The organism is Pseudomonas sp. IC_126, assembly GCF_004331835.1.
Lineage (GTDB): Bacteria > Pseudomonadota > Gammaproteobacteria > Pseudomonadales > Pseudomonadaceae > Stutzerimonas.
Genome location: NZ_SJSS01000008.1, coordinates 178,248 through 199,163, shown reverse-complemented (window position 1 = coordinate 199,163; position 20,916 = coordinate 178,248). Strand labels below are relative to the sequence as shown.

Here is a 20,916-nt window from a genome sequence, read left to right as displayed (position 1 = left end):
CTGATAATCTTGCTGACTACCAGTCTTACCTCACAAGCACCCACACGAATTGCTTGATTCAGTTGTTAAAGAGCGTTTCGATCAAGTCTTTCGTCTCAACCGAGGCCGCGCATTCTACAGCAGCCTTATGTCTCGTCAAGCTGTTTTTGAAGAAGTTTTTCTTTCTTCTCAACCGCTTGCGCTTTCGTTCAGCTAGAGCCTCTCGTCAGCGGGAGGCGAATTCTACAGCGTTCAAACCCGCTGTCAACCGCCTCGTGAAACCGCTTTCGATCGACCTGACCGAAGCCACCAACAGGACTCAACCACCGCCCTGCCAGCCCGGCGCATTCTACTCGAATTCGCCATCCGTGCAAGCCCTGAATTTCGCTAACTTCTTGATTTGCAAGAGGTTTCGCCTAGGCCCTGCGCCGGAGAAGGTGCGCATTATAGGCACCCAGAAGTGCATGTCAACTGCGTTTTCGCCTTTTAATCAGCCAGAAGCGAAATCCGCCCGAACGCTTTCTTGCCAGCCTGACAGACATGGCTGCGACCGAGCCTGAAGACAAACTCCCGACCAACGACCTCACCATCCACCCGCACACCGCCTGACGCAAGCAGATCACGCGCCACCGCCGCATTCTTAACCAACCCCGCACGGTTCAGCACCGAAGCGATAGGCATATCTTCCGCGGAGCGCAGCTCGATCTCTGGGATATCCTCAGGCAGTTCGCCGTCTTTCATTCTGTTGCCTGCGGAGCGATGCGCTGTAGCAGCAGCCTCTTCACCGTGAAATCGAGCAACAATCTCTTCTGCGAGCTTGATCTTTATATCGCGCGGGTTGGCGCCCCGCTCTACGTCCGCCTGGAACTCTTCGATCTCCCTCATATCGCGGAAACTCAACAGCTCGAAGTAACGCCACATAAGCCCATCAGGGATCGACACCAGCTTGCTGTACATGACACCCGGCGCCTCCTGGATCCCAACGTAGTTGCCGAGCGACTTGGACATTTTCTTTACGCCATCCAGCCCCTCGAGGAGCGGCATCGTGACGATGCATTGTGACTCTTGCCCATACGAGCGCTGCAGCTCACGACCCATCAAGAGATTAAATTTCTGGTCCGTACCACCAAGCTCGACATCCGCCCGAAGCGCAACGGAGTCATAGCCCTGAACCAAAGGGTAGAGAAACTCATGAATGGCTATTGACTGATTGGTCGAGTACCGCTTACTGAAGTCATCACGCTCCAGCATTCGGGCGACCGTATATTGTGATGCCAGACGGATAAAATCCGATGGCGTCAGCTCATCCATCCAGCTTGAGTTGAAGGCGACCTCGGTCTTGGCCGGATCAAGAATCTTGAAGACTTGACTCTTATAGGTCTCCGCGTTCTCCAAAACCTGGTCACGCGTCAAAGGAGGACGGGTTGCGCTTTTGCCACTAGGGTCACCAATCATTCCAGTGAAGTCTCCTATAAGGAAGATCACCTGATGCCCCAGCTCTTGGAATTGACGCAACTTATTAATAAGCACCGTATGACCGAGATGCAAATCCGGTGCAGTAGGGTCGAAACCAGCCTTGATTCGCAGCGGGACGCCACGCTCAAGCTTGCTGGCTAACTCTGCCTCGACGAGCACTTCATCAGCGCCCCGCCTGATTATCGACAACTGCTCTTGAACCGACTGCATCGGAGGTCTCATCCAGAAAACAAAGGCGGTAAACCTTACAAGAATGCCGGGAAAATTCAACGCTCTCGAATCTTGGCCAACGACCAGCGAGCCTAACCAAGGGTTGCCTCGACAGCGTTTTGATTATATTTTAGACAGATATTTTCCCTGTACAAAATATCGCCAGACACCCAGACATCTAATGACCTATTCAAAATCGAAAGCTCCTCTCTACCCGAAGAGCCATCTCTTGGCTGCGAGCGGTGTAGCTGCGCTTCTGAGCCTGGCACTCCTTGTATTTCCATCACGTGAAGTCGAAGCGAAAAAGACCTTTCTTGACCTTCGCCTCGAAACCACCTCAGCGCTGGCATCTTCGGAGGAAGAGCTTTTTCTGAACGAGTCGCTCGATACGCCCTTTGCCGTAATCGAAAAAACCGAACTCCAAGCATCTTTGCCAGTGCAGGGCACTACTGAAGACGAAGCTGAAGCCAAGCCTCGCGTGAAAGAGGTGGTGGTTGCTAATGGAGATACTCTATCGACCGTATTTGCGAAGGTAGGCCTCCCTCAGTCCACCGTTCACGATGTACTGGCGAGCAGCAAGGAGGCGAAGCAACTTGCCCGTCTTAAGGTCGGCCAGCGCCTCGAGTTCGAATTCGATGAGCAAGGCAACTTGGCTCAGCTGCGCAGCCCACTGAATAAGCTGGAAAGCGTGCAGCTGGAACGCTCCGACGCAGGCTATGTATTTAAAAAGGAACAGTTGAAGCCAGACGTCAGTACCGCTTACGCCTATGGTCGTATCGAAAGCAGCCTGTTTCTCGCCGCGAAGCATGCAGGCCTCAGTCATAACCTGACGATGGATTTAGCCAACGTGTTCGGTTACGACATTGATTTCGCGATGGACATACGCAAGGGCGATTCCTTCGAAGTCGTATACGAAGAAAAGACAGTGGCCGGCGAGAAAGTAGGAACTGGGAATATTCTCGCGGCGCGCTTCACGAACCGAGGCAAGAGCTATACCGCAGTCCGCTACACCAACAAGCAGGGCACTAGCAGTTATTACACCGCCGACGGCCAAAGCATGCGCAAGGCTTTCATCCGTACACCGGTAGATTTCGCCCGCATCAGCTCGCGCTTTTCCAATGGGCGCAAACACCCGATCCTGAATAAGATTCGCGCCCATAAAGGCGTGGACTACGCTGCTCCGCGAGGCACTCCGATCAAGAGCGCAGGTGACGGCAAGGTACTGCTTGCAGGCCGTAAGGGTGGTTATGGTAATACCGTAGTTATTCAGCACGGCAACCGCTACCGAACTCTATATGCCCACATGCAGGGCTTCGCCAAAGGCGTACGCAGCGGATCGTCGGTCAAGCAGGGTCAGATCATCGGATACATCGGAACGACGGGCCTATCAACCGGCCCGCACTTGCATTACGAATTTCAAGTCGATGGCGTGCATGTCGATCCATTGGGCCTGAAGTTGCCCATGGCAGATCCAATTGCAAAGAACGAAAAACAGCGCTTCGTGCAGTTGAGCAAGCCGCTGATGGCACGCATGGACGAAGAGCGTGCAACCATGCTGGCGATGCAGAACACGCAATAATGCCGTTTTACATAGGCCTCATGTCAGGCACCAGTCTGGATGGTCTGGACTTCGCGCTGATAGAGCAGAACGACCGGACAACCTTGATCGGTACGCACTATGAGGCAATGCCGCAGCAGCTTAAGCAGGACCTGCTTGATCTTTGCTCGCCCGGACCCAATGAGTTGGCTCGGGCTGCAATGGCTGAACAAGCGTGGGCTGAGCTCGCAAGCAGTGGAGTAAACAAGCTGCTCGGCAAGGCTCAGATGGATGCTAAAGCCATTCGAGCCATTGGAAGTCACGGGCAAACGATCCGACACGAACCGCAACGCGGCTTCACCATCCAGATTGGCCATCCTCCTTTGCTGGCGGAGCTGACCAGCATAAGTGTTGTAGCCGATTTTCGTCGACGCGACATGGCAGCCGGCGGCCAAGGCGCCCCTTTAGTACCTGCATTCCATGAAGCCATGTTCAGCGACACGACGCGAATCCGCGCAGTACTGAATATCGGCGGGTTCAGCAATCTCAGCTTGCTCAACCCCAGCACAACAACTCATGGATTCGATTGCGGCCCTGGCAACGTGCTACTGGATGCCTGGATCCAACGCCACCAAGGCCTGGCATATGATCGAAATGGCGATTGGGCTTCCACCGGCAAAGTACACGCGCAGCTGCTTGCGAAACTGCTAGATGACAAATTCTTCGCTGCGCAGGGTCCGAAAAGCACCGGACGCGAATTGTTCAATTTGCCCTGGCTGGATACCCATCTCGCTTCATATTCGGATATGGCTGCTGCCGACGTCCAAGCTACCTTGTTGGAGCTGACGGCACGAAGCATCCGCGATTCGCTGCTTGCCAGCCAACCGGAAACGCAAGACGTCTTGGTTTGCGGCGGGGGCGTGCACAACGCAGCGCTGATGCAAAGGCTGCGAGACCTGTTGCCGGCATGCCTGGTAACAAGCACTACTGATTACGGTGTAGAGCCAGACTGGATCGAAGCCATGGCATTCGCCTGGCTAGCGCACTGCTGCCTGGAAGGCATCCCCGCCAACCGGCCAAACGTGACGGGCGCTCGAGGAGCGCGAATATTGGGCGCAATCTACCCCGCCTGACGCCCGCCGTTCATCATCGCGACGGACAAACAAAAACACCGTGCCAGGCACGGTGTCTTTGTTTTTTGCGAACACGCATTAGATCGAGAAGGACTGTCCGCAACCACAGGTCGTCGTGGCGTTCGGGTTCTTGATAATGAAGCGAGAGCCTTCCAAGCCTTCCTGATAGTCGACTTCGGCCCCGGCGAGATACTGGTAGCTCATCGGATCCACCACAAGACTCACACCCTCGCGCTCGATGATGGTGTCATCTTCGGCAAGGTCTTCATCGAAGGTGAAGCCGTATTGAAAACCAGAGCAGCCGCCACCTGTAACGAAGACACGCAACTTCAGTCGCGGATTACCCTCTTCATCGACCAGACTCTTCACCTTACTCGCGGCACCCTGACTGAACTGAATCGCGGTGGGCGTGAAGGATTCGACACTCATTCGGTTCTCCTAGCGCGGGAGCGCTCATTACTGCGTTGACGCGGCATTATCGGCTTTCCCTACAAAAATGGTCAACTATTCATCCTTGAGCAACCCGTGAGATGCCCGCGCTTGAACAGCGCGACTGACGGCATTGATCAAGGCAGCAGCGCCGCGTTGCTCAAGCCGAGCCGCTCATCCAGCCCGAAGACAATGTTCATGTTCTGCAGCGCCTGACCAGAAGCACCTTTGACCAGATTGTCGATGACCGATAGCACGACAACCAAGTCGCCGCCTTGTGGACGATGGACGGCGATGCGGCACACGTTGGCGCCACGCACGCTACGGGTTTCAGGATGGCTACCGGCAGGCATCACGTCGACAAACGGCTCATTGGTGTAGCGCTGCTCATAAAGCGCCTGCAAATCTACCGTGGTGTCTGCCACCGTTGCGTAGAGCGTGGCATGGATACCGCGGATCATCGGCGTGAGATGAGGAACGAAAGTCAGCCCCACATTCCCTTTGGCTGCGCGGCGCAAGCCCTGGGTGATTTCAGGCAGGTGGCGATGACCTTTAACTGCATAAGCCATCATGCTTTCGCCCGCCTCGGTGAACAGAGAACCGATTTTCGCGGCGCGCCCGGCACCACTGACGCCCGATTTGCAGTCGGCGATCAGGCGCGATGCGTCCGCCAGGCCGTTTTCGAGGAGAGGCAGATAGCCGAGCTGGGTAGCGGTCGGATAACAACCGGGGACGGCGATCAACCGAGCACCCTTGATCTGCTCTCGATTGACCTCCGGCAGACCATAAACGGCTTCGGGTAACAGAGCCGGCGCGCCATGCGGCTGGCCATACCACTTGGCCCATTCATCGGCATCCTGAAGGCGGAAGTCCGCTGACAGATCGATGACTCTGGTCCCCGCATCCAGCAGTTCAGCCGCCAACGCATGAGCGACGCCATGGGGAGTTGCGAAAAAAACCACATCGCAAGAGCCGAGCGTTGCGGTATCAGGCACGCTGAAGGCCAGCTCGTCATAGTGGCCTCGCAGGTTCGGATACATATCCGTGACCTTAACCCCGTTCTCGGAGCGAGAGGTGATTACAGCTACTTCGGCTTGGGGGTGTTGCGCCAACAGACGCAGCAGTTCAACTCCGGTGTAGCCTGTACCGCCAACGATTCCGACTTTGACCATGAGCTGCCTCGCGCACTGGATGAAAAAGAACGACGATGATAAAGGTGCCCGCGTTCAGGGCCAACCACTCAGGTGACGCGACGACAGTCATGCCACTACTATCAGACCGATTTTCATACCAAGGACTCCCTGAATGCTCTATCTATGGCTGAAAGCCCTGCACATCGTTGCGATCGTCTGCTGGTTCGCCGGGCTGTTCTATTTGCCAAGGCTGTTCGTCTATCACGCCATGAGTGAGGACGCGACCAGCCGTGAACGATTCCAGGTAATGGAGAGAAAGCTCTATCGGGGCATCATGATGCCCTCGATGATCGCCACGCTCCTGTTCGGAATAGGAATGATCGCGCTGAACCCCACGCTGTTCAGTACCGGCGGCTGGCTGCATGCCAAGCTCGCACTGGTTGTCTTGCTGATTGGCTATCACCACGTCTGCGGCGCCCAGCTGAAGCGCTTCGCACGCAACGAGAATACGCGCAGTCACGTGTTCTATCGTTGGTTCAATGAGTTTCCGGTGTTGCTGTTGCTGGCCATTGTGATTCTAGTGGTCGTCAAACCATTCTGAAATAGATAGGAACCCGTCATGTCGCTACCAGCACTTCTTGAGGAAAGTCTGCGTCTGCCTCTAGTGGCCGCGCCCATGTTTCTGGTATCCAACCCATCGCTCGTGGCGGCCTGCTGCCGCAACGGCGTAGTGGGCAGCTTTCCAGCACTTAATCAGCGGGAGAGCAGCGGATTTCGTGATTGGTTACAGGAAATCGACGAGCATCTCTCGCCCATGCAGAAGCCTGCGCCATATGCCGTCAACCTGATCGTGCATCACAGCAACCCGCGGTTGCAGGCAGACCTTGCGATCTGCGTGGACCAGCGGGTGCCGATCGTCATCACCAGTCTCGGCGCCGTGAAAGAACTAGTGGACGCCGTACACAGCTATGGCGGTCTGGTCTTTCATGACGTCACCACGCGCCGGCATGCGGAAAAAGCCGCCGAAGCCGGTGTCGATGGCCTGATTGCGGTTGCGGCCGGGGCCGGTGGTCATGCCGGCACGTGGAGTCCTTTCGCGCTGATCGCCGAGATCCGCCAGTTCTTCGATAAAACCCTGTTGCTGTCTGGCTGCCTCAGTCATGGCCACGAAATATTCGCGGCGCAGATGCTGGGCGCTGATCTTGCGTATATGGGAACGCGCTTTATCGCCAGCCGCGAAAGCCAGGCCTCTGACAAATACAAGCAGATGCTGTTGCAGGCCCACGCGGCGGATATCGTGCACACCGCCGCAGTGTCAGGTGTACCGGCGAGCTTTTTGCGCCAAAGCCTGCAGCAAGCCGGCTACGATGAGGAACGCCTGCGATCGACAGGCAAAATGGACTACGGCGAAAAGCTCAAACCGGTAAGCGATGAAGCCAAAGCATGGAAAACCGTCTGGTCCGCAGGCCAGGGAGTCGGCGAGATAAATGACGTGCCGAGCGCCGAAGAACTGATCGCCCGCCTGGATCGCGAATACCGTGAAGCCCATCGCCAGGCGACACGGCTTGCCCAGCATTGGCAGCGGTAATAGCCACGCCAGTCGTTTCGCAAGGCTGGGCTCGAGCAGTAGCAAGGCTGCTCAATTCCGGATTAGCGATACCGCAACGCGGGGGCCGATAAATGAATCACTCGGCTCACCGCCATACCGGGCAGTCGCCGAGCTCTCGCTGCGTTGCCTCGCGACAAAGCGCCTGCGAGTCCGAACCAATCAGGCCACTACCGTGCGCCCCGAAGCCCAACTACGCAGATCATCCAGCGCTTCAGCCATCACGACTGAAAGCGGCGACGTCGCCCGGATGCATTCAAGCATCATGGCTTGATCCGGTTCGCGGGATTGCGCCTGCCCGGCGTAAACGGCCGAGACCACTACCTGCTCGATCTCGGCACCGGAGAAACCATCGCAAGCACTGGCCAGCTTCGGCAGATCGAAACAGCCAGCATCCAGCTCGCGCCGCGCCAGATGAATGTGGAAGATTTCGGCACGAGTCGCCTCATCGGGCAGATCGACAAAGAACAGCTCATCGAAGCGCCCCTTGCGCAACAGCTCAGGCGCAAGGCGATCCACCGCGTTGGCGGTCGCCACCATGAACACCGGTGCGTCACGCTCGGCCATCCAGGTAAGCAAAGTACCCAACACCCGCTGACTGACGCCGCTATCCATATCTCCAGTGGCGAGACCCTTTTCCAGCTCATCCATCCACAACACGCAAGGCGCCATCTGCTCGGCCAGCTTCAGCGCCTCCCGCAGATTACGCTCGGTCTCTCCGAAGAACTTGTTGTACAGACAACCGAAGTCCAGGCGCAGCAAAGGCAAGCCCCAAAGCCCCGCCACCGCTTTGGCGGCCATACTCTTGCCGCCGCCCTGCACCCCGACGAGCATCACTCCGCGAGGCATATCGGACCTGTTACCAGCAAAAAAGGCCGCCCTGCGCTCGCCCAGCCAACGCTTGAAATTACCCAACCCGCCAACATCAGCAAAGCGTGCTGTCTCGTACTCGAAACCGAGTACGCCATCCATGTCGAGCAGCTCGAACTTCTTGCGATTGAGCTCCGGCAGATCGTCTTGAGTAATAGCTCCGTCATCACAGACCAAGCTATGCGCCAGACTGCGAGCCTCAGCATGGCTAAGGCCCCGCAGATTCTTCACGACCTGATGCAGCGTGCGGTTATCGGTGCGCACCCGCATCCCGCGATTGCGCTCGCTCCAACGCGTCGCCTCGTCGCGCACGATGCTCAACAACTCCTCTTCGGAGGGCAGACTCAGACTGAACCGAGCTGCGTATCGCTGAACCTCCGCCGGCAGTTTGAATGCATGCGACACCAGCACCAGCGTCGGTGCCGACGGCCCCTGCGCCATGGCGATTTCTTTCAATAGCCGCACCACGCGTGGCTCATCGAGAAACGGATGCATATCGCAGAACACATAGAGGTTGCCTAGCGGATCATGCTTGACGCGCTTCAACGCGACCTCCACCGAGCAGCTTTCGCCTGCATCCAGCGCCTCACCACCGAACGCCAGATGCCTGAGTCCCTCGGTGACGGACCAGAGGTGAAGCGCGAGAGCGCGGTTGACAGCCAGCCCAGTCAGGGTTTCAAGCACTCGCCGCTCATCCCAGGATTCGATCACAACCAATCGGACCCTTGATTCAAGCACCAGCACCAGATCACGGATGTCGTTCTTCATGCGTTACCTCCCTGTAGCGGCTGACCTGCCGCAAAAGCGCCTGTTACACTGCCCAATCGTTCCCATGCTGGAGAAACGCCATGGATTGTCTGTTCTGCAAGATCGTGGCTGGGGATATCCCCGCGCACAAGCTTTATGAAGATGATCAGGTCGTCGCCTTCAATGACATCGCGCCGCAGGCGCCCGTGCACTTCCTCGTCATTCCGAAGAAGCACATCGCGACCCTCCATGACCTGAGCGAAGATGATGACAAAGCGCTCGCTGGTCATATCCTTTTCACGGCTCAGCGTCTCGCCGAAGAACAGGGCTGTCAGGATGGTTTTCGTGTCGTGATGAACTGCAACGACCTCGGGGGCCAGACGGTCTACCACATACATATGCACGTGCTCGGCCAGCGTCAAATGCATTGGCCGCCGGGCTGATCGCGAACTCGTCCGCACCATTTCCGATCACATCAAGGCTGCTCCGAAACACTTGGAGGCGAAATGCCCAACCAACGCCAATACTCCCCTGCCGACCGCCTGCTGATGCAAGCCGATGCGGCATTGCGAACGCTACTCCCCTTCAGCGGCCAGCCCCACCGCCCTACACCTGCGGTATTGAAGAACGAGACCGAGCTGAGCGACAGCGAAGCGCGTCACGTTGCCGGTCTGATGCGGATCAATCACACCGGCGAAGTCTGCGCACAGGCGCTGTATCAGGGGCAGGCATTAACGGCGCGATTACCGAGAGTGCGCGAAGCGATGGAGCGAGCTGCCGATGAAGAAATCGACCATCTAGCCTGGTGCGAACAGCGCATCCACCAACTGGGCAGCCATACCAGTGTGCTCAACCCGCTGTTTTATAGTCTGTCGTTCGGCATCGGCGCGTCTGCTGGCCTGATCAGCGACCGGATCAGCCTGGGCTTCGTTGCCGCGACCGAGGATCAAGTCTGCAAGCATCTCGACGAGCACCTGGAGCAGATCCCGGCGAGTGACGAGAAATCCCGAGCCATTCTGGAGCAGATGCGTACGGACGAAGCGCAGCATTCGACCGCCGCTCTCGATGCCGGTGGCTTGCGCTTCCCGGCACCCATCAAATTCGGCATGAGTCTGATGGCCAAGGTCATGACCAAAACCACCTACCGGATCTGAGCTGAGCTGGCTCAAGCTGAGGAACGCTTGCACTCCAGCTTGAGCTCCTTCTTGAGGCTGGCCGCCTCGCGACAGCCTTTTCCGACCTTGCAGCGCGCAGCGGGTTTATCAGCTTATCGCTGTGAGCCCGGCATATTGCGAGCGTAGAAGATTTCCAGCATCTCGTGACGCAAACGGTCTTCCACCTGCTTACGCTGCTCCGGCAGAAGATTGCTAGTGGCGTCACCGAACAGATAGTTCTCCAGCTCGAAGTCTTTCAGCAGCATCTTGGTGTGAAACAGATTCTCCTGATAAACGTTGACGTCGGTCATCTGATAGGCCGAGCGAGTGTCTTCGGAGAGATAGTTCTGAATCGAGTTGATCTCGTGATCGATGAAGTGCTTCTTGCCTTCTACATCGCGAGTGAAACCGCGCACCCGATAATCGACAGTGACGATATCCGAATCGAACTGGTGAATCAGATAATTGAGCGCCTTGAGCGGTGAGATGACGCCACAGGTGGAAACGTCGATATCCACACGGAAGGTCGCGATACCGTCGACAGGATGGATTTCGGGGTAGGTGTGAACCGTAATGTGGCTCTTGTCCAAGTGCGCCAGGATAGTATCGGGCAACGGACCGGGGGATTCCTCGATCTGGCTATCTGTCGGAGTAACGGGCTGCTCCGAGATAAGGATGGTCACGCTCGCGCCCTGCGGCTCGTAATCCTGCCGCGCAATGTTAAGAATGTTGGCACCAATGATGTCCACGACATCGGTCAGAATCTGCGTCAGCCGCTCCGCGTCATACTGTTCGTCGATGTACTGTACATACGCCTGCTGGTCTTCCTGCGTTTCGGCATAGCAGATGTCGTAAATATTGAAGCTCAAGGACTTCGTCAGGTTATTGAACCCGTGGAGCTTGAGTTTGCTTTTCACCATTGGAAACTCTCATTGATGCGGCTTACCGCGTGATTGAGCATGCCCGTCAGATACCCTGTATCTGCGTAGGACGGTATACACCTCTTCGCATTTGCGACTGTGCTGTGTTCTAAGAAACGGCCCCGTAAAAACGGGGCGCGCATTATGCAGAGTGATCGCTTGCGGTGCCAGTGCCGACGAGCATCTCGGGACAACACGCCAGCGGCGGGCGCATCGCTGCCCGACCATCAGCCGAGTTCGACGATCTCGTACTCGTGACTGATTTCCACACCCGCACGCCCGAGCATGATCGAGGCAGAGCAGTATTTTTCTGCCGATAGTTCCACGGCACGCTTGACCTGCGCCTCTTTCAGACCACGGCCCTTTACGACAAAACGCAGGTGGATCTTGGTAAAAACCTTCGGATCCTCATCGGCACGCTCCGCCTCGAGGAAGGCTTCGCAGCTTTCCACTGCCTGACGGGACTTCTTCAGAATGCTTACCACATCGAAGTTACTGCAACCACCGAGCCCCAGCAGAAGCATTTCCATAGGACGAACGCCGAGATTGCGCCCGCCGTTTTCCGGAGGTCCGTCCATCACCACGACATGACCACTGCCGGACTCGCCAAGAAACATCGCTTCGCCGGCCCACTGTATGCGCGCTTTCATCGATAGACTCCGATTAAAAAGAGCGAAGCTTAACATGACCGATGTTTGCGACCGGGCACACCAATCCGACGAAATGAATGCGTTGAAGTTGATATTCGTGTCGCAGTTTTGTTGTCGACACGAACCGGTCTGTTAAGCTCCCTCGGCGCTGACAACAGAACTCAGTCACACATAATAAGAATCTGCCTTCTATTGGATATCTTCCGGGACTACAGCATGGTCGCTATTACACTCACGCCCAAGATCAAGAACATCGACAAACTACTCGCACACTGTCACCGCCGTCGCTATACCGCCAAGAGCACCATCATCTACGCGGGTGATCGAAGCGAGACGCTCTTTTTCATTGTGAAAGGCTCGGTCACCATCCTGATCGAAGATGACGATGGTCGTGAAATGATCATCGCCTACCTCAACTCCGGAGATTTCTTCGGCGAGATGGGGCTATTCGAAAAGGAGGGCTCGGAGAAGGAACGTAGCGCGTGGGTACGCGCAAAGACCGAATGCGAGGTCGCCGAACTGAGCTACGCCAAGTTCCGTGAACTGACACAGCAGGATCCTGACATCCTCTACGCGCTCGGCAGTCAGATGGCCGAACGTTTGCGCAACACCACCCGCAAAGTAGGTGATCTGGCGTTCCTCGACGTGACCGGCCGCGTCGCCCGCACCTTGCTCGACCTATGCAAGCAGCCCGATGCGATGACGCATCCCGATGGCATGCAGATCAAGATCACTCGTCAGGAAATAGGCCGCATCGTCGGCTGTTCCAGAGAGATGGTCGGACGCGTACTCAAGAGCCTGGAATCCCAAGGCCTTGTGCACGTCAAGGGCAAGACCATGGTGGTCTTTGGTACTCGCTGAGCGTTGCTCAGCATTGAAAAAGCCGGCTCAAGGCCGGCTTTTCAAATTCCCCGCCGTTACTCCGGATCACTGACCGGACGCGGGCGGGAGCGCCCTGGAAAGAACAAACGCTGCAGCTCGACGCCGGGTTCTTCGGCGCGCATGAAAGCTTCGCCCACCAGAAATGCGTACACCTCATTAATCTCCATCAGCTCTACATCGGCACGATGAAGAATCCCGCTCTCGGTTACCACCAGACGGTCGCGAGGCACACGAGGCAGCAGATCGAGTGTGGTTTCCAAGCTGAGTTCGAAGGTGTGCAGGTTACGGTTGTTGATCCCGAGCAAAGGGGTCTCGAGGCGCAAAGCCCGATCCAGCTCCGCTCCGTCATGCACCTCAACCAACACATCAAGCCCTTGAGCCTTTGCCGCATCAGCCAGTTCGCCTATCTGCGCGTCTTCCAGCGCCGCGACGATCAGCAAAATACAATCGGCCCCCAGCGCCCGCGCCTCGACCACTTGATAAGGATCGACCATGAAGTCCTTGCGGATCACCGGTAGCGTGCACGCAGCGCGGGCCTGCTTGAGATACTCATCGGCCCCCTGAAAGAAATCGATGTCGGTCAGCACCGACAGGCAGGTCGCACCGCCAGCCTCGTAGCTTTTGGCGATGTCGGCGGGTACGAAGTCCTCGCGTAGCACGCCTTTACTTGGCGAGGCCTTCTTCACTTCGGCGATAACGGCCGGTTGCTTGCTGCGAGCCTGCTCTTGCAGACGCCGGGCGAACCCGCGAACCGGGTCCGCGGCAGCCGCCAGACGCTCGAGCTCATCCAGACCAACACGAGCACGGCGTTCGGCCACTTCCTCATGCTTGCGGGTGATGATCTTTTCTAGAACTGTCGGCACACCGCTCATTGCGATTTCTCCTGCCTGAATATCGCGCTAAAGGACACCAGTTCTTCCAACCGGTCCCGTGCCAGACCGGTGTGCAGTGCGTCATGCGCCAGCTCGACGCCCTCTTTCAGCGTGCCTGCGACATCGGCCGCGTAAAGCGCGGCGCCGGCATTCAGCACGATCATGTCGGCGGCCTTCTGGCCGTTTTCGGTTTTTCGCCGGCCCAGCGCTTCCCGAATCAGCGCCAGCGAACCCTGAGCATCATCGACGTTCAGGCCGATCAGGCTCTGGCTCTTGATGCCAAAATCTTCCGGCTGGATGCGGTATTCGGTGATCTCACCATTCTTCAGCTCGGCGACATGAGTCGGTGCCGCCAGGCTTATTTCATCCAGGCCGTCTTGTGCATGTACGACCAGCACATGCTTGCTGCCCAGACGCGCCAGCACCTCGGCCATCGGTCGGCAGAGTTCCTTGCTAAACACCCCGAGCACCTGATGCTTCACCCCGGCCGGATTGGACATCGGCCCGAGAATATTGAACAGCGTGCGCAGCCCCAGTTCGCGGCGGGGCGCGGCGGCGAACTTCATCGCACCGTGATGCGCCGGCGCGAACATGAAGCCAACACCGACCGTATCCACGCTGCGCGAGACCTGCTCAGGCGTCAGATCCAGATACACACCCGCCGCTTCGAGCAGATCGGCGCTGCCGCTCTTGCCCGACACCGCGCGGTTTCCATGCTTGGCCACTTTGCCACCAGCGGCTGCAACAACGAACGCAGCGGCGGTCGAGACGTTGAAGATATTCATCCCGTCGCCCCCGGTGCCACAGGTATCCACCAGACGATGGGTATCGAAATGCACCGGTTCGGCAAGCTCGCGCATCACCTGCACGGCACCGACGATCTCGTCGATGGTTTCGCTCTTCATGCGCATCCCCATGAGGAACGCGCCGATCTGCGCATCGGTGCACTGGCCGGTCATGATCTGGCGCATGACGGCTTTCATTTCCTCAGTGGATAGATCCAGCTGGCCGACGATGCGACTCAGGGCTTCCTTGATATCCATCAGCGCACGCCTCCGGTCTGCTTCAAAAAATTGGCGAACAGTTCGTGGCCCTGCTCGGTCAGGATGGACTCAGGATGGAACTGCACGCCCTCGACGTTCAGCGTCTTATGCCGCAGGCCCATGATCTCATCGATACCGCTGTCCTCGTTCTGGGTCCAGGCGGTGATCTCCAGACAATCGGGAAGCGTCTCGCGCTTGACCACCAGCGAGTGGTAACGGGTGACCGTCAGCGGATTGTTCAGCTCGGCGAATACTCCGGCGTTGTGATGGAAGACTGGGCTGGTCTTGCCGTGCATCACCTGTCGCGCACGCACCACGTCACCGCCGAAGGCCTGACCGATGCTCTGATGGCCGAGGCAGACGCCCAGAATCGGCAGCTTGCCCGCAAAATGGCGAATCAGCTCCAGCGAAACGCCCGCCTCGTTTGGCGTGCAAGGGCCGGGCGAGACAACGATGCGTTCGGGGTTCAGGGCTTCGATTTCGGCCACGCTCAGCTCGTCGTTGCGCACCACTTTGACGTCCGCGCCAAGCTCGCCGAGGTACTGCACGACGTTGTAAGTAAAGGAATCGTAGTTATCGAGCATCAACAGCATGATCAGTTCTCCTGCTGGTCGCGTTCAGCCAGGGCCACCGCGCGGAACATGGCGCGGCGCTTGTTGAGCGTTTCTTCCCACTCCAGCGCTGGCTGCGAATCGGCGACGATGCCGGCGCCTGCCTGCACGTGCAGCTCACCGTCTTTGATCACGGCGGTGCGAATCGCAATCGCGGTGTCCATGTTGCCGTTCCAGGCAAGATAGCCGACCGCGCCGCCATAAACGCCGCGCTTTACCGGCTCCAACTCGTCGATGATTTCCATGGCGCGGATCTTCGGCGCACCGGACAAAGTGCCCGCTGGCAGAATCGCGCGCAGTGCATCCATTGCCGTCAGCGGCGCCTTGAGCTGGCCGGTGACGTTGGAAACGATGTGCATGACATTGGAGTAGCGCTCGATAACCATCTTCTCGGTCAGCCGCACCGAGCCGTTCTCGGCGACGCGACCCACGTCGTTGCGGCCCAGGTCGATAAGCATCAGGTGCTCGGCCAGTTCCTTGGCGTCGCTGAGCAGATCCTGCTCCAGCGCCAAGTCAGCTTCCTCATTAGCGCCACGCGGGCGAGTACCGGCGATCGGTCGGACCGTGACTAGCCCTTCTTCGACACGCACCAGCACTTCCGGCGACGAGCCCACCACGTGGAAATCGCCAAAATTGAAGAAGTACATATAGGGCGTCGGGTTGAAGCAACGCAGCGCGCGGTAGAGATCGATCGGCGCGGCCTTGAACGGAATCGACATGCGCTGGGAGATAACCACCTGCATACAGTCGCCCGCGAGGATGTAGTCCTTGATGCGGTGGACGGCCTGCTCGTAGTCCTCGCGACTGAAGCTGGAGCGGAACGTCGGCTCGGTGCCGCCACTCTTTTCAAAGTCCAGGCCCAAACGCGGCGTAATCGGCTGACGCAGTTTTTCGCGTAGCGCTTGTAGTTTCGCCTGCCCAGCCTCATAGGCCTCCGGCTGCGCAGGATCGACCAACACGATGCAATGCAGTTTGCCGGCCAGATTGTCGAACACGACCACTGCGTCGGACACCATTAAAAGAATATCGGGCGTTCCCAGCGGATCGGAGTTAGGGCACTGCGCCAGCTTGCGCTCTACATAGCGAACGCTGTCGTAGCCGAAATAGCCGACCAACCCGCCATTGAAGCGTGGCAGCCCCTCGACCGGCGCCACGCGATAGCGCTGCTGAAAGGCTTCGACGAAGGCCAACGGGTCATCGACCTCGCAGCTCTCGGTCTCGATGCCATCGGTGGTAACGCTGATGCGGTGATCCTGCACCCGTAACACCGTGCGGCACGGCAGGCCAATGATCGAATATCGCCCCCACTTCTCCCCGCCCTGCACGGATTCGAGCAAGTAGGAGTTGGGCGCATCAGCGAGCTTGAGATAGAGCGTCAGCGGCGTGTCGAAATCGGCGATGGTTTCGAACGACAGCGGGATGCGGTTGTGGCCTTCGGCGGCCAAACGCAGGAATTCTTCGCGGGTCATGTCAGCCTCGTGGTCGGAGGAGCTACTGGTCGAATCGTGCAAACGTACCGGGCGTGCCGGCAGGAAATGTCAGGCGCGCCAGCGCCAACGGGCCAGGGCCTTGATGACATTCATCCATTGCTTGCGGGTGACCACCACGATCTGATCTCGTCTGCGGGATTTTCGGGATCTGCGGAACAGAGGCCACACTAGCGCAGCCCCGAAGCCGAAGCAACCAGCTCGCGCAGGCCGTCGAGCACCAGCGCGGGCTGCTCATTGGCGATGGGTTCGCCATGGTTGTAACCGTAGCTGAGCGCGACGCAACGGACCTCCGCAGCCCTGGCAGCCCGGACATCGTTGCGCGAATCGCCAACGAACAGCGATTGCTCGGCCGTCACGCCCGCCTTGTCCATGACCCACAACAGCGCCGCCGGGTCGGGTTTCTGCTGAGGCAGCGTGTCGCCGCCAACCAGCCATTGGAAATAACCCGCAAGGCCCTTCTCTTCTAACAGTGGTTCGATGAACTGCGCCGGCTTATTGGTGATGATCGCCAGCTTCACATCGCGCTCACGCAGCCAGTCCAAGCATTCAACGACGCCAGGATAGACGGTGGTCAGCTCATGCCCACCGGCGTAAGCCTGCATGAACAGCGCCAGCGCCTCGTCGGCCAGCTCATCGGCGACGCCGTCATGCTGCAACTGACCGGCCAACGCGCGACGTACCAGAACCTTCGAGCCATTGCCGACCCAGTCGCGCACCCGTGCCACACCGGCAGGTTCGCGCCCCAACAGCATCAGCATCTTGTCCACCGCAGCAGCCAGATCCGGCACAGAATCCATCAACGTGCCGTCCAGATCGAACATCACCAGGCGCGGCAGCTGTCCATCGAAGAGTTGCTCGATACGGGTCATGGGCGCGCCAGCGCCAGTTCGGCACGCATCTGGTCGATCACTGCCTTGTAGTCCGGCTGATTGAAAATCGCCGACCCGGCGACGAAAGTATCGGCGCCTGCCGCGGCGATCTCGCGGATGTTCTTGGGATTGACGCCACCGTCGATCTCCAGGCGGATCTCCCGGCCGCTGGCCTCGATCAACGCACGCGCTTCACGCAGCTTGTCCAAGGTGCCGGGGATGAACTTCTGCCCACCGAAACCGGGGTTCACGCTCATCAGGAGGATCATGTCGACCTTGTCCATGATGTACTTGAGCACGTCCAGCGGCGTCGCCGGGTTGAACACCAGGCCGGCCTTGGCGCCGCCATCCTTGATCAATTGCAGCGAGCGGTCGATGTGCTCGGAGGCTTCCGGATGAAAAGTGATGTAGCTGGCGCCGGCTTCGAGGAAGTCGCCAATCATGCGATCCACCGGCTTGACCATCAGATGCACATCGATGGGTGCGGTAACGCCGTGCTTGCGCAGCGCCGAACAGACCATCGGGCCAATGGTCAGGTTGGGCACGTAGTGGTTGTCCATCACATCGAAATGGACGATGTCCGCGCCGGCGGCGAGCACGTTGTCCACTTCCTCGCCCAGACGGGCGAAATTGGCGGAAAGAATGGAGGGGGCGATGGCGAACGGCTGCATGACGACCTCGGTTGCGCGGGCGGAATGCCGCGCATTGTACCCGAGGGGTCGGGATTGCGGCGCGCCTGACAGCCATTGCGGGTGCCGGCGCGCCGCAGAGTGGCTCAGGTCAGCTCGTCGAAGCATTCCCCGATGATCGCCAAGCCGCGTTCGAGCACCTCGTCCTCGACCGTCAGCGGCACCAGCACGCGCAGCACGTTGTAATAAATACCGCAGGACAGCAGGATCAGCCCCTTCTCCCGCGCTCGTGCGACGACCTGAGAAGTCAGCGCCGCCGCAGGGCGCGAATGATCGCCGTCCTCGAACAGTTCGACGGCTACCATCGCGCCCAGCCCGCGCACTTCGCCGATTTCCTTGTGCCGCGCCTGGATCGCCTCCAGGCCGCCCGTGAGTTTCTCTGCCACCATTTTGCTGCGGTCGAGTAGCTTCTCTTCGTCGAAGATTTCCATCACCGCCAACGCCGCCGCGCAGGACAGCGGATTGCCCGCGTAGGTGCCGCCCAGGCCGCCCGGCGCGATGGCGTCCATGATTTCAGCTTTGCCGCATACGCCGGCAATCGGGAAACCGCCGCCGACGGACTTGGCGAACGTGGTGAGGTCCGCAGCCACACCCATCTGCTCCATGGCGAAGAAGGTGCCGGTGCGGCCGGCACCAGTCTGCACCTCATCGGCGATCAGCAGGATGCCGTGCTGATCGCACAGCGCGCGCAGGCGGATCATGAAATCCTTCGGCGCGACATTGAAACCGCCCTCGCCCTGCACCGGTTCGATAATGATGGCGGCGATGTCGCGCGGCTCGGCGTCGTTCTTGAAGATGCGCTCGATGCTGGCGATCGATTCGTCGACGCCGACACCATGGATCGAGCAGGGATACAGCGCGCGGAAGATCCCGCCCGGCATCAGGCCCATACCCGCCGAGTAAGGCGCGACCTTGCCGGTCAGGCTGAGGGTCATCATGGTGCGGCCGTGATAGGCGCCGGTAAAGGCGATCACCCCGGCGCGTCCAGTGGCGGCGCGGGCGATCTTCACCGCGTTCTCTACCGCCTCGGAGCCGGTGGTGACCAGCAGGGTCTTCTTGGCGAAATCGCCCGGCACCCGTGCGTTGATCTTCTCGCACAGCTCGACATAGGGCTCATACGCCAGCACCTGGAAGCAGGTATGGGTCAGTTTGTGGAGTTGTTCCTCCACCGCCTTGATGATCTTCGGGTGCAGGTGGCCAGTATTCAGCACAGCGATGCCGCCGGCGAAGTCGATGAATTCGCGACCTTCGACGTCGACCACGCTGCTGTTTTTCGCATGATCGGCAAAGATCGGATGGATCTGGCCGACGCCACGGGGAACGGCGGCGACGCGGCGTTGCATCAGGGATTCGTTGGTCTTGCTCATAAACTCCTCAGTAGCCGCTCATCGTCGGCTCGGGTCGGAATGAACGCGGGGAAATGAGCGCGGCAGCATACGATGATCGACTGTCGAGCCTTCAGGCGTTCGGATTACAGTAGAACGCCGTGCATTATTTTGCACGACCAATTTTCAGTCTGCCTTCCGTTAGACTGACAGCTGTGCGCAACAGCGGACTACACCGCAGCTCCATCACAGCCCCGGCAAGTCGACATCAGGAGTTTCAATGCCTCGTTTTCGCGATTCACTGCGTTTGCTTGCTCTCCTGTCAGCGGCCACGACTGCACTGTCGGTCAGCGCCACGGATGAGCCAGCCACGCAAGAAACGGCACCTGCACCAGCAACGATCGAGCGCCCGCCCCTGCCTTCGCGCAGCGACACCATGGCCGCCGACCTGCTGCGCCAGTTGCCTAGCGCCGAGTTCGTCAACCTGACGGCAGGCTTCGATGATTTCGTCGCGCTGTGGCGACCTGCCAATATCGGCGAAGCCAAAGGGGTGATCATTCTGCTGCCGGGCGAGGGCGAAAGTGCCGATTGGCCGCGCGGCATCGGCCCGCTGCGCCGCGGCCTGCCTGATTACGGCTGGCATACCCTGAGTCTCAGCCTGCCGGATTCGCCCAGCCCTATCCCGGCCGCCGTCCCGGACGAACCGGCGGAGCCGCCGGTCGAACAGACCGAAGCCGACGCAGAACCGCCCGAAGAAGACGAGCCACCCAGCGAAGCAGGTTATCTGCCCGAGGAAACCGCAGCCACGCCGGATGAGGCGCCGATCGACGCCGAGACCGATGAACCCGCCGAGCCCGCGGTTGCGCAGCCGAATCAGGCCGAGCAGATCGACGAGCGCATCGAGGCGGCACTCGCCTTCGCCCGCAGCAAGCAACCAGCGGCCATCGTGCTGCTCGGTCAGGGCACCGGCAGCTACTGGGCCGCGCGTTATCTGCAGCAACTGGCGCCAGCCGATGTCAGGCATCTGCTGATGATCCAGCCACGCCAACCCGACGAACAGGACGAGCCGCTCGCGCGATTGGTCGCGGCGCTCAAGCTCGCGACCGGCGACATTTATTACAGGAACAGCGTCAGCCAGCGCTCCGCGGCCCGCGAGCGGCTCAACGCCAGCCGTCGAAACAGCCATCCGGCTTATAGGCAGGTGGGGTTGCAGCCGTTGAACGGCGACCTCGAAACCGGACAGGAGCAGCTGCTGCGGCGGGTTCGTGGCTTGCTAGACAAGCAGCCGTGA

The 20,916-nt window shown here is 58.9% G+C and carries 21 protein-coding genes; 8 read left to right on the top strand and 13 right to left on the bottom strand.

Features of this window, described 5'->3' with window-relative positions:
- Positions 1-465: 465 nt before the first annotated feature.
- Complete coding sequence (tyrS, locus tag E0D86_RS20390; protein ID WP_131651855.1) at positions 466-1,665, bottom strand: tyrosine--tRNA ligase; 1,200 nt, start codon at positions 1,663-1,665, stop codon at positions 466-468.
- Positions 1,666-1,846: 181 nt separating this feature from the next.
- On the opposite strand from tyrS, the gene E0D86_RS20385 reads away from it, so the two are divergent.
- Both E0D86_RS20385 and E0D86_RS20380 read left to right on the top strand, forming a co-directional pair.
- Positions 1,847-3,244, top strand: a complete 1,398-nt coding sequence (locus E0D86_RS20385; RefSeq protein WP_131651854.1) for a peptidoglycan DD-metalloendopeptidase family protein — start codon at positions 1,847-1,849, stop codon at positions 3,242-3,244.
- Positions 3,244-4,335 (top strand): anhydro-N-acetylmuramic acid kinase, encoded by a 1,092-nt coding sequence (locus tag E0D86_RS20380; RefSeq protein WP_131651853.1) that lies wholly within the window; start codon positions 3,244-3,246, stop codon positions 4,333-4,335. Before E0D86_RS20385 ends, E0D86_RS20380 begins: the two co-directional genes overlap by 1 nt.
- A 78-nt stretch (positions 4,336-4,413) precedes the next feature.
- Here the strand turns inward: E0D86_RS20380 and erpA are convergent, their stop codons facing one another.
- Positions 4,414-4,764, bottom strand: coding sequence for an iron-sulfur cluster insertion protein ErpA (gene erpA / locus E0D86_RS20375; protein WP_122166900.1), 351 nt, complete (start codon positions 4,762-4,764; stop codon positions 4,414-4,416).
- A gap of 137 nt (positions 4,765-4,901) precedes the next feature.
- Entirely contained in the window at positions 4,902-5,936 is a 1,035-nt protein-coding gene (argC, locus tag E0D86_RS20370; RefSeq protein WP_131651852.1) for an N-acetyl-gamma-glutamyl-phosphate reductase, read from the bottom strand.
- Positions 5,937-6,069: 133 nt separating this feature from the next.
- On the opposite strand from argC, the gene hemJ reads away from it, so the two are divergent.
- Positions 6,070-6,498, top strand: coding sequence for a protoporphyrinogen oxidase HemJ (hemJ, locus tag E0D86_RS20365; protein ID WP_131651851.1), 429 nt, complete (start codon positions 6,070-6,072; stop codon positions 6,496-6,498).
- An 18-nt stretch (positions 6,499-6,516) separates the two neighbouring features.
- Positions 6,517-7,485, top strand: a complete 969-nt coding sequence (locus E0D86_RS20360) for a nitronate monooxygenase family protein (protein ID WP_131651850.1) — start codon at positions 6,517-6,519, stop codon at positions 7,483-7,485.
- A gap of 180 nt (positions 7,486-7,665) precedes the next feature.
- Here E0D86_RS20360 and E0D86_RS20355 read toward each other — a convergent pair whose 3' ends face one another.
- Positions 7,666-9,141: an AAA family ATPase gene (locus E0D86_RS20355; protein ID WP_131651849.1), complete on the bottom strand. Its 1,476-nt coding sequence runs from the start codon at positions 9,139-9,141 to the stop codon at positions 7,666-7,668.
- An 80-nt stretch (positions 9,142-9,221) separates the two neighbouring features.
- On the opposite strand from E0D86_RS20355, the gene E0D86_RS20350 reads away from it, so the two are divergent.
- Positions 9,222-9,563 carry a histidine triad nucleotide-binding protein gene (locus E0D86_RS20350; RefSeq protein WP_131651848.1) on the top strand — a complete coding sequence of 114 codons (342 nt, stop codon included), beginning with the start codon at positions 9,222-9,224 and terminating at the stop codon, positions 9,561-9,563.
- Positions 9,564-9,626: 63 nt separating this feature from the next.
- Complete coding sequence (gene coq7 / locus E0D86_RS20345; RefSeq protein ID WP_131651847.1) at positions 9,627-10,274, top strand: 2-polyprenyl-3-methyl-6-methoxy-1,4-benzoquinone monooxygenase; 648 nt, start codon at positions 9,627-9,629, stop codon at positions 10,272-10,274.
- Between the two features lie 113 nt (positions 10,275-10,387).
- Here coq7 and speD read toward each other — a convergent pair whose 3' ends face one another.
- Both speD and E0D86_RS20335 read right to left on the bottom strand, forming a co-directional pair.
- A complete protein-coding gene (gene speD / locus E0D86_RS20340; RefSeq protein WP_131651860.1) occupies positions 10,388-11,191 on the bottom strand; it encodes an adenosylmethionine decarboxylase in 804 nt (267 codons plus the stop codon).
- A 230-nt stretch (positions 11,192-11,421) separates the two neighbouring features.
- Positions 11,422-11,844, bottom strand: coding sequence for an OsmC family protein (locus E0D86_RS20335; protein ID WP_019341349.1), 423 nt, complete (start codon positions 11,842-11,844; stop codon positions 11,422-11,424).
- A 216-nt stretch (positions 11,845-12,060) separates the two neighbouring features.
- On the opposite strand from E0D86_RS20335, the gene crp reads away from it, so the two are divergent.
- Complete coding sequence (gene crp, locus E0D86_RS20330; protein WP_045430655.1) at positions 12,061-12,705, top strand: cAMP-activated global transcriptional regulator CRP; 645 nt, start codon at positions 12,061-12,063, stop codon at positions 12,703-12,705.
- Between the two features lie 56 nt (positions 12,706-12,761).
- On the opposite strand, the gene trpC is transcribed toward crp, so the two are convergent.
- The 7 genes from trpC to gabT form a co-directional block, all read right to left on the bottom strand.
- A complete protein-coding gene (gene trpC, locus E0D86_RS20325) occupies positions 12,762-13,598 on the bottom strand; it encodes an indole-3-glycerol phosphate synthase TrpC (RefSeq protein ID WP_131651846.1) in 837 nt (278 codons plus the stop codon).
- The gene (gene trpD / locus E0D86_RS20320; RefSeq protein WP_131651845.1) at positions 13,595-14,641 is read right to left on the bottom strand and encodes an anthranilate phosphoribosyltransferase; all 1,047 of its coding nucleotides are present in this window, start codon (positions 14,639-14,641) and stop codon (positions 13,595-13,597) included. The genes trpC and trpD overlap by 4 nt, the downstream gene beginning before the upstream one ends.
- Positions 14,641-15,234, bottom strand: coding sequence for an aminodeoxychorismate/anthranilate synthase component II (locus tag E0D86_RS20315; RefSeq protein WP_131651844.1), 594 nt, complete (start codon positions 15,232-15,234; stop codon positions 14,641-14,643). The genes trpD and E0D86_RS20315 overlap by 1 nt, the downstream gene beginning before the upstream one ends.
- Before the next feature lie 2 nt (positions 15,235-15,236).
- Positions 15,237-16,721: an anthranilate synthase component I gene (gene trpE / locus E0D86_RS20310; RefSeq protein WP_131651843.1), complete on the bottom strand. Its 1,485-nt coding sequence runs from the start codon at positions 16,719-16,721 to the stop codon at positions 15,237-15,239.
- Positions 16,722-16,909: 188 nt separating this feature from the next.
- Complete coding sequence (locus E0D86_RS20305) at positions 16,910-17,611, bottom strand: phosphoglycolate phosphatase (RefSeq protein WP_131651842.1); 702 nt, start codon at positions 17,609-17,611, stop codon at positions 16,910-16,912.
- Positions 17,608-18,282, bottom strand: a complete 675-nt coding sequence (gene rpe / locus E0D86_RS20300; RefSeq protein ID WP_131651841.1) for a ribulose-phosphate 3-epimerase — start codon at positions 18,280-18,282, stop codon at positions 17,608-17,610. Before rpe ends, E0D86_RS20305 begins: the two co-directional genes overlap by 4 nt.
- 104 nt (positions 18,283-18,386) lie before the next feature.
- Positions 18,387-19,667, bottom strand: a complete 1,281-nt coding sequence (gabT, locus tag E0D86_RS20295; protein WP_131651840.1) for a 4-aminobutyrate--2-oxoglutarate transaminase — start codon at positions 19,665-19,667, stop codon at positions 18,387-18,389.
- Positions 19,668-19,905: 238 nt separating this feature from the next.
- On the opposite strand from gabT, the gene E0D86_RS20290 reads away from it, so the two are divergent.
- Positions 19,906-20,916, top strand: coding sequence for an alpha/beta hydrolase family protein (locus tag E0D86_RS20290; protein WP_131651839.1), 1,011 nt, complete (start codon positions 19,906-19,908; stop codon positions 20,914-20,916).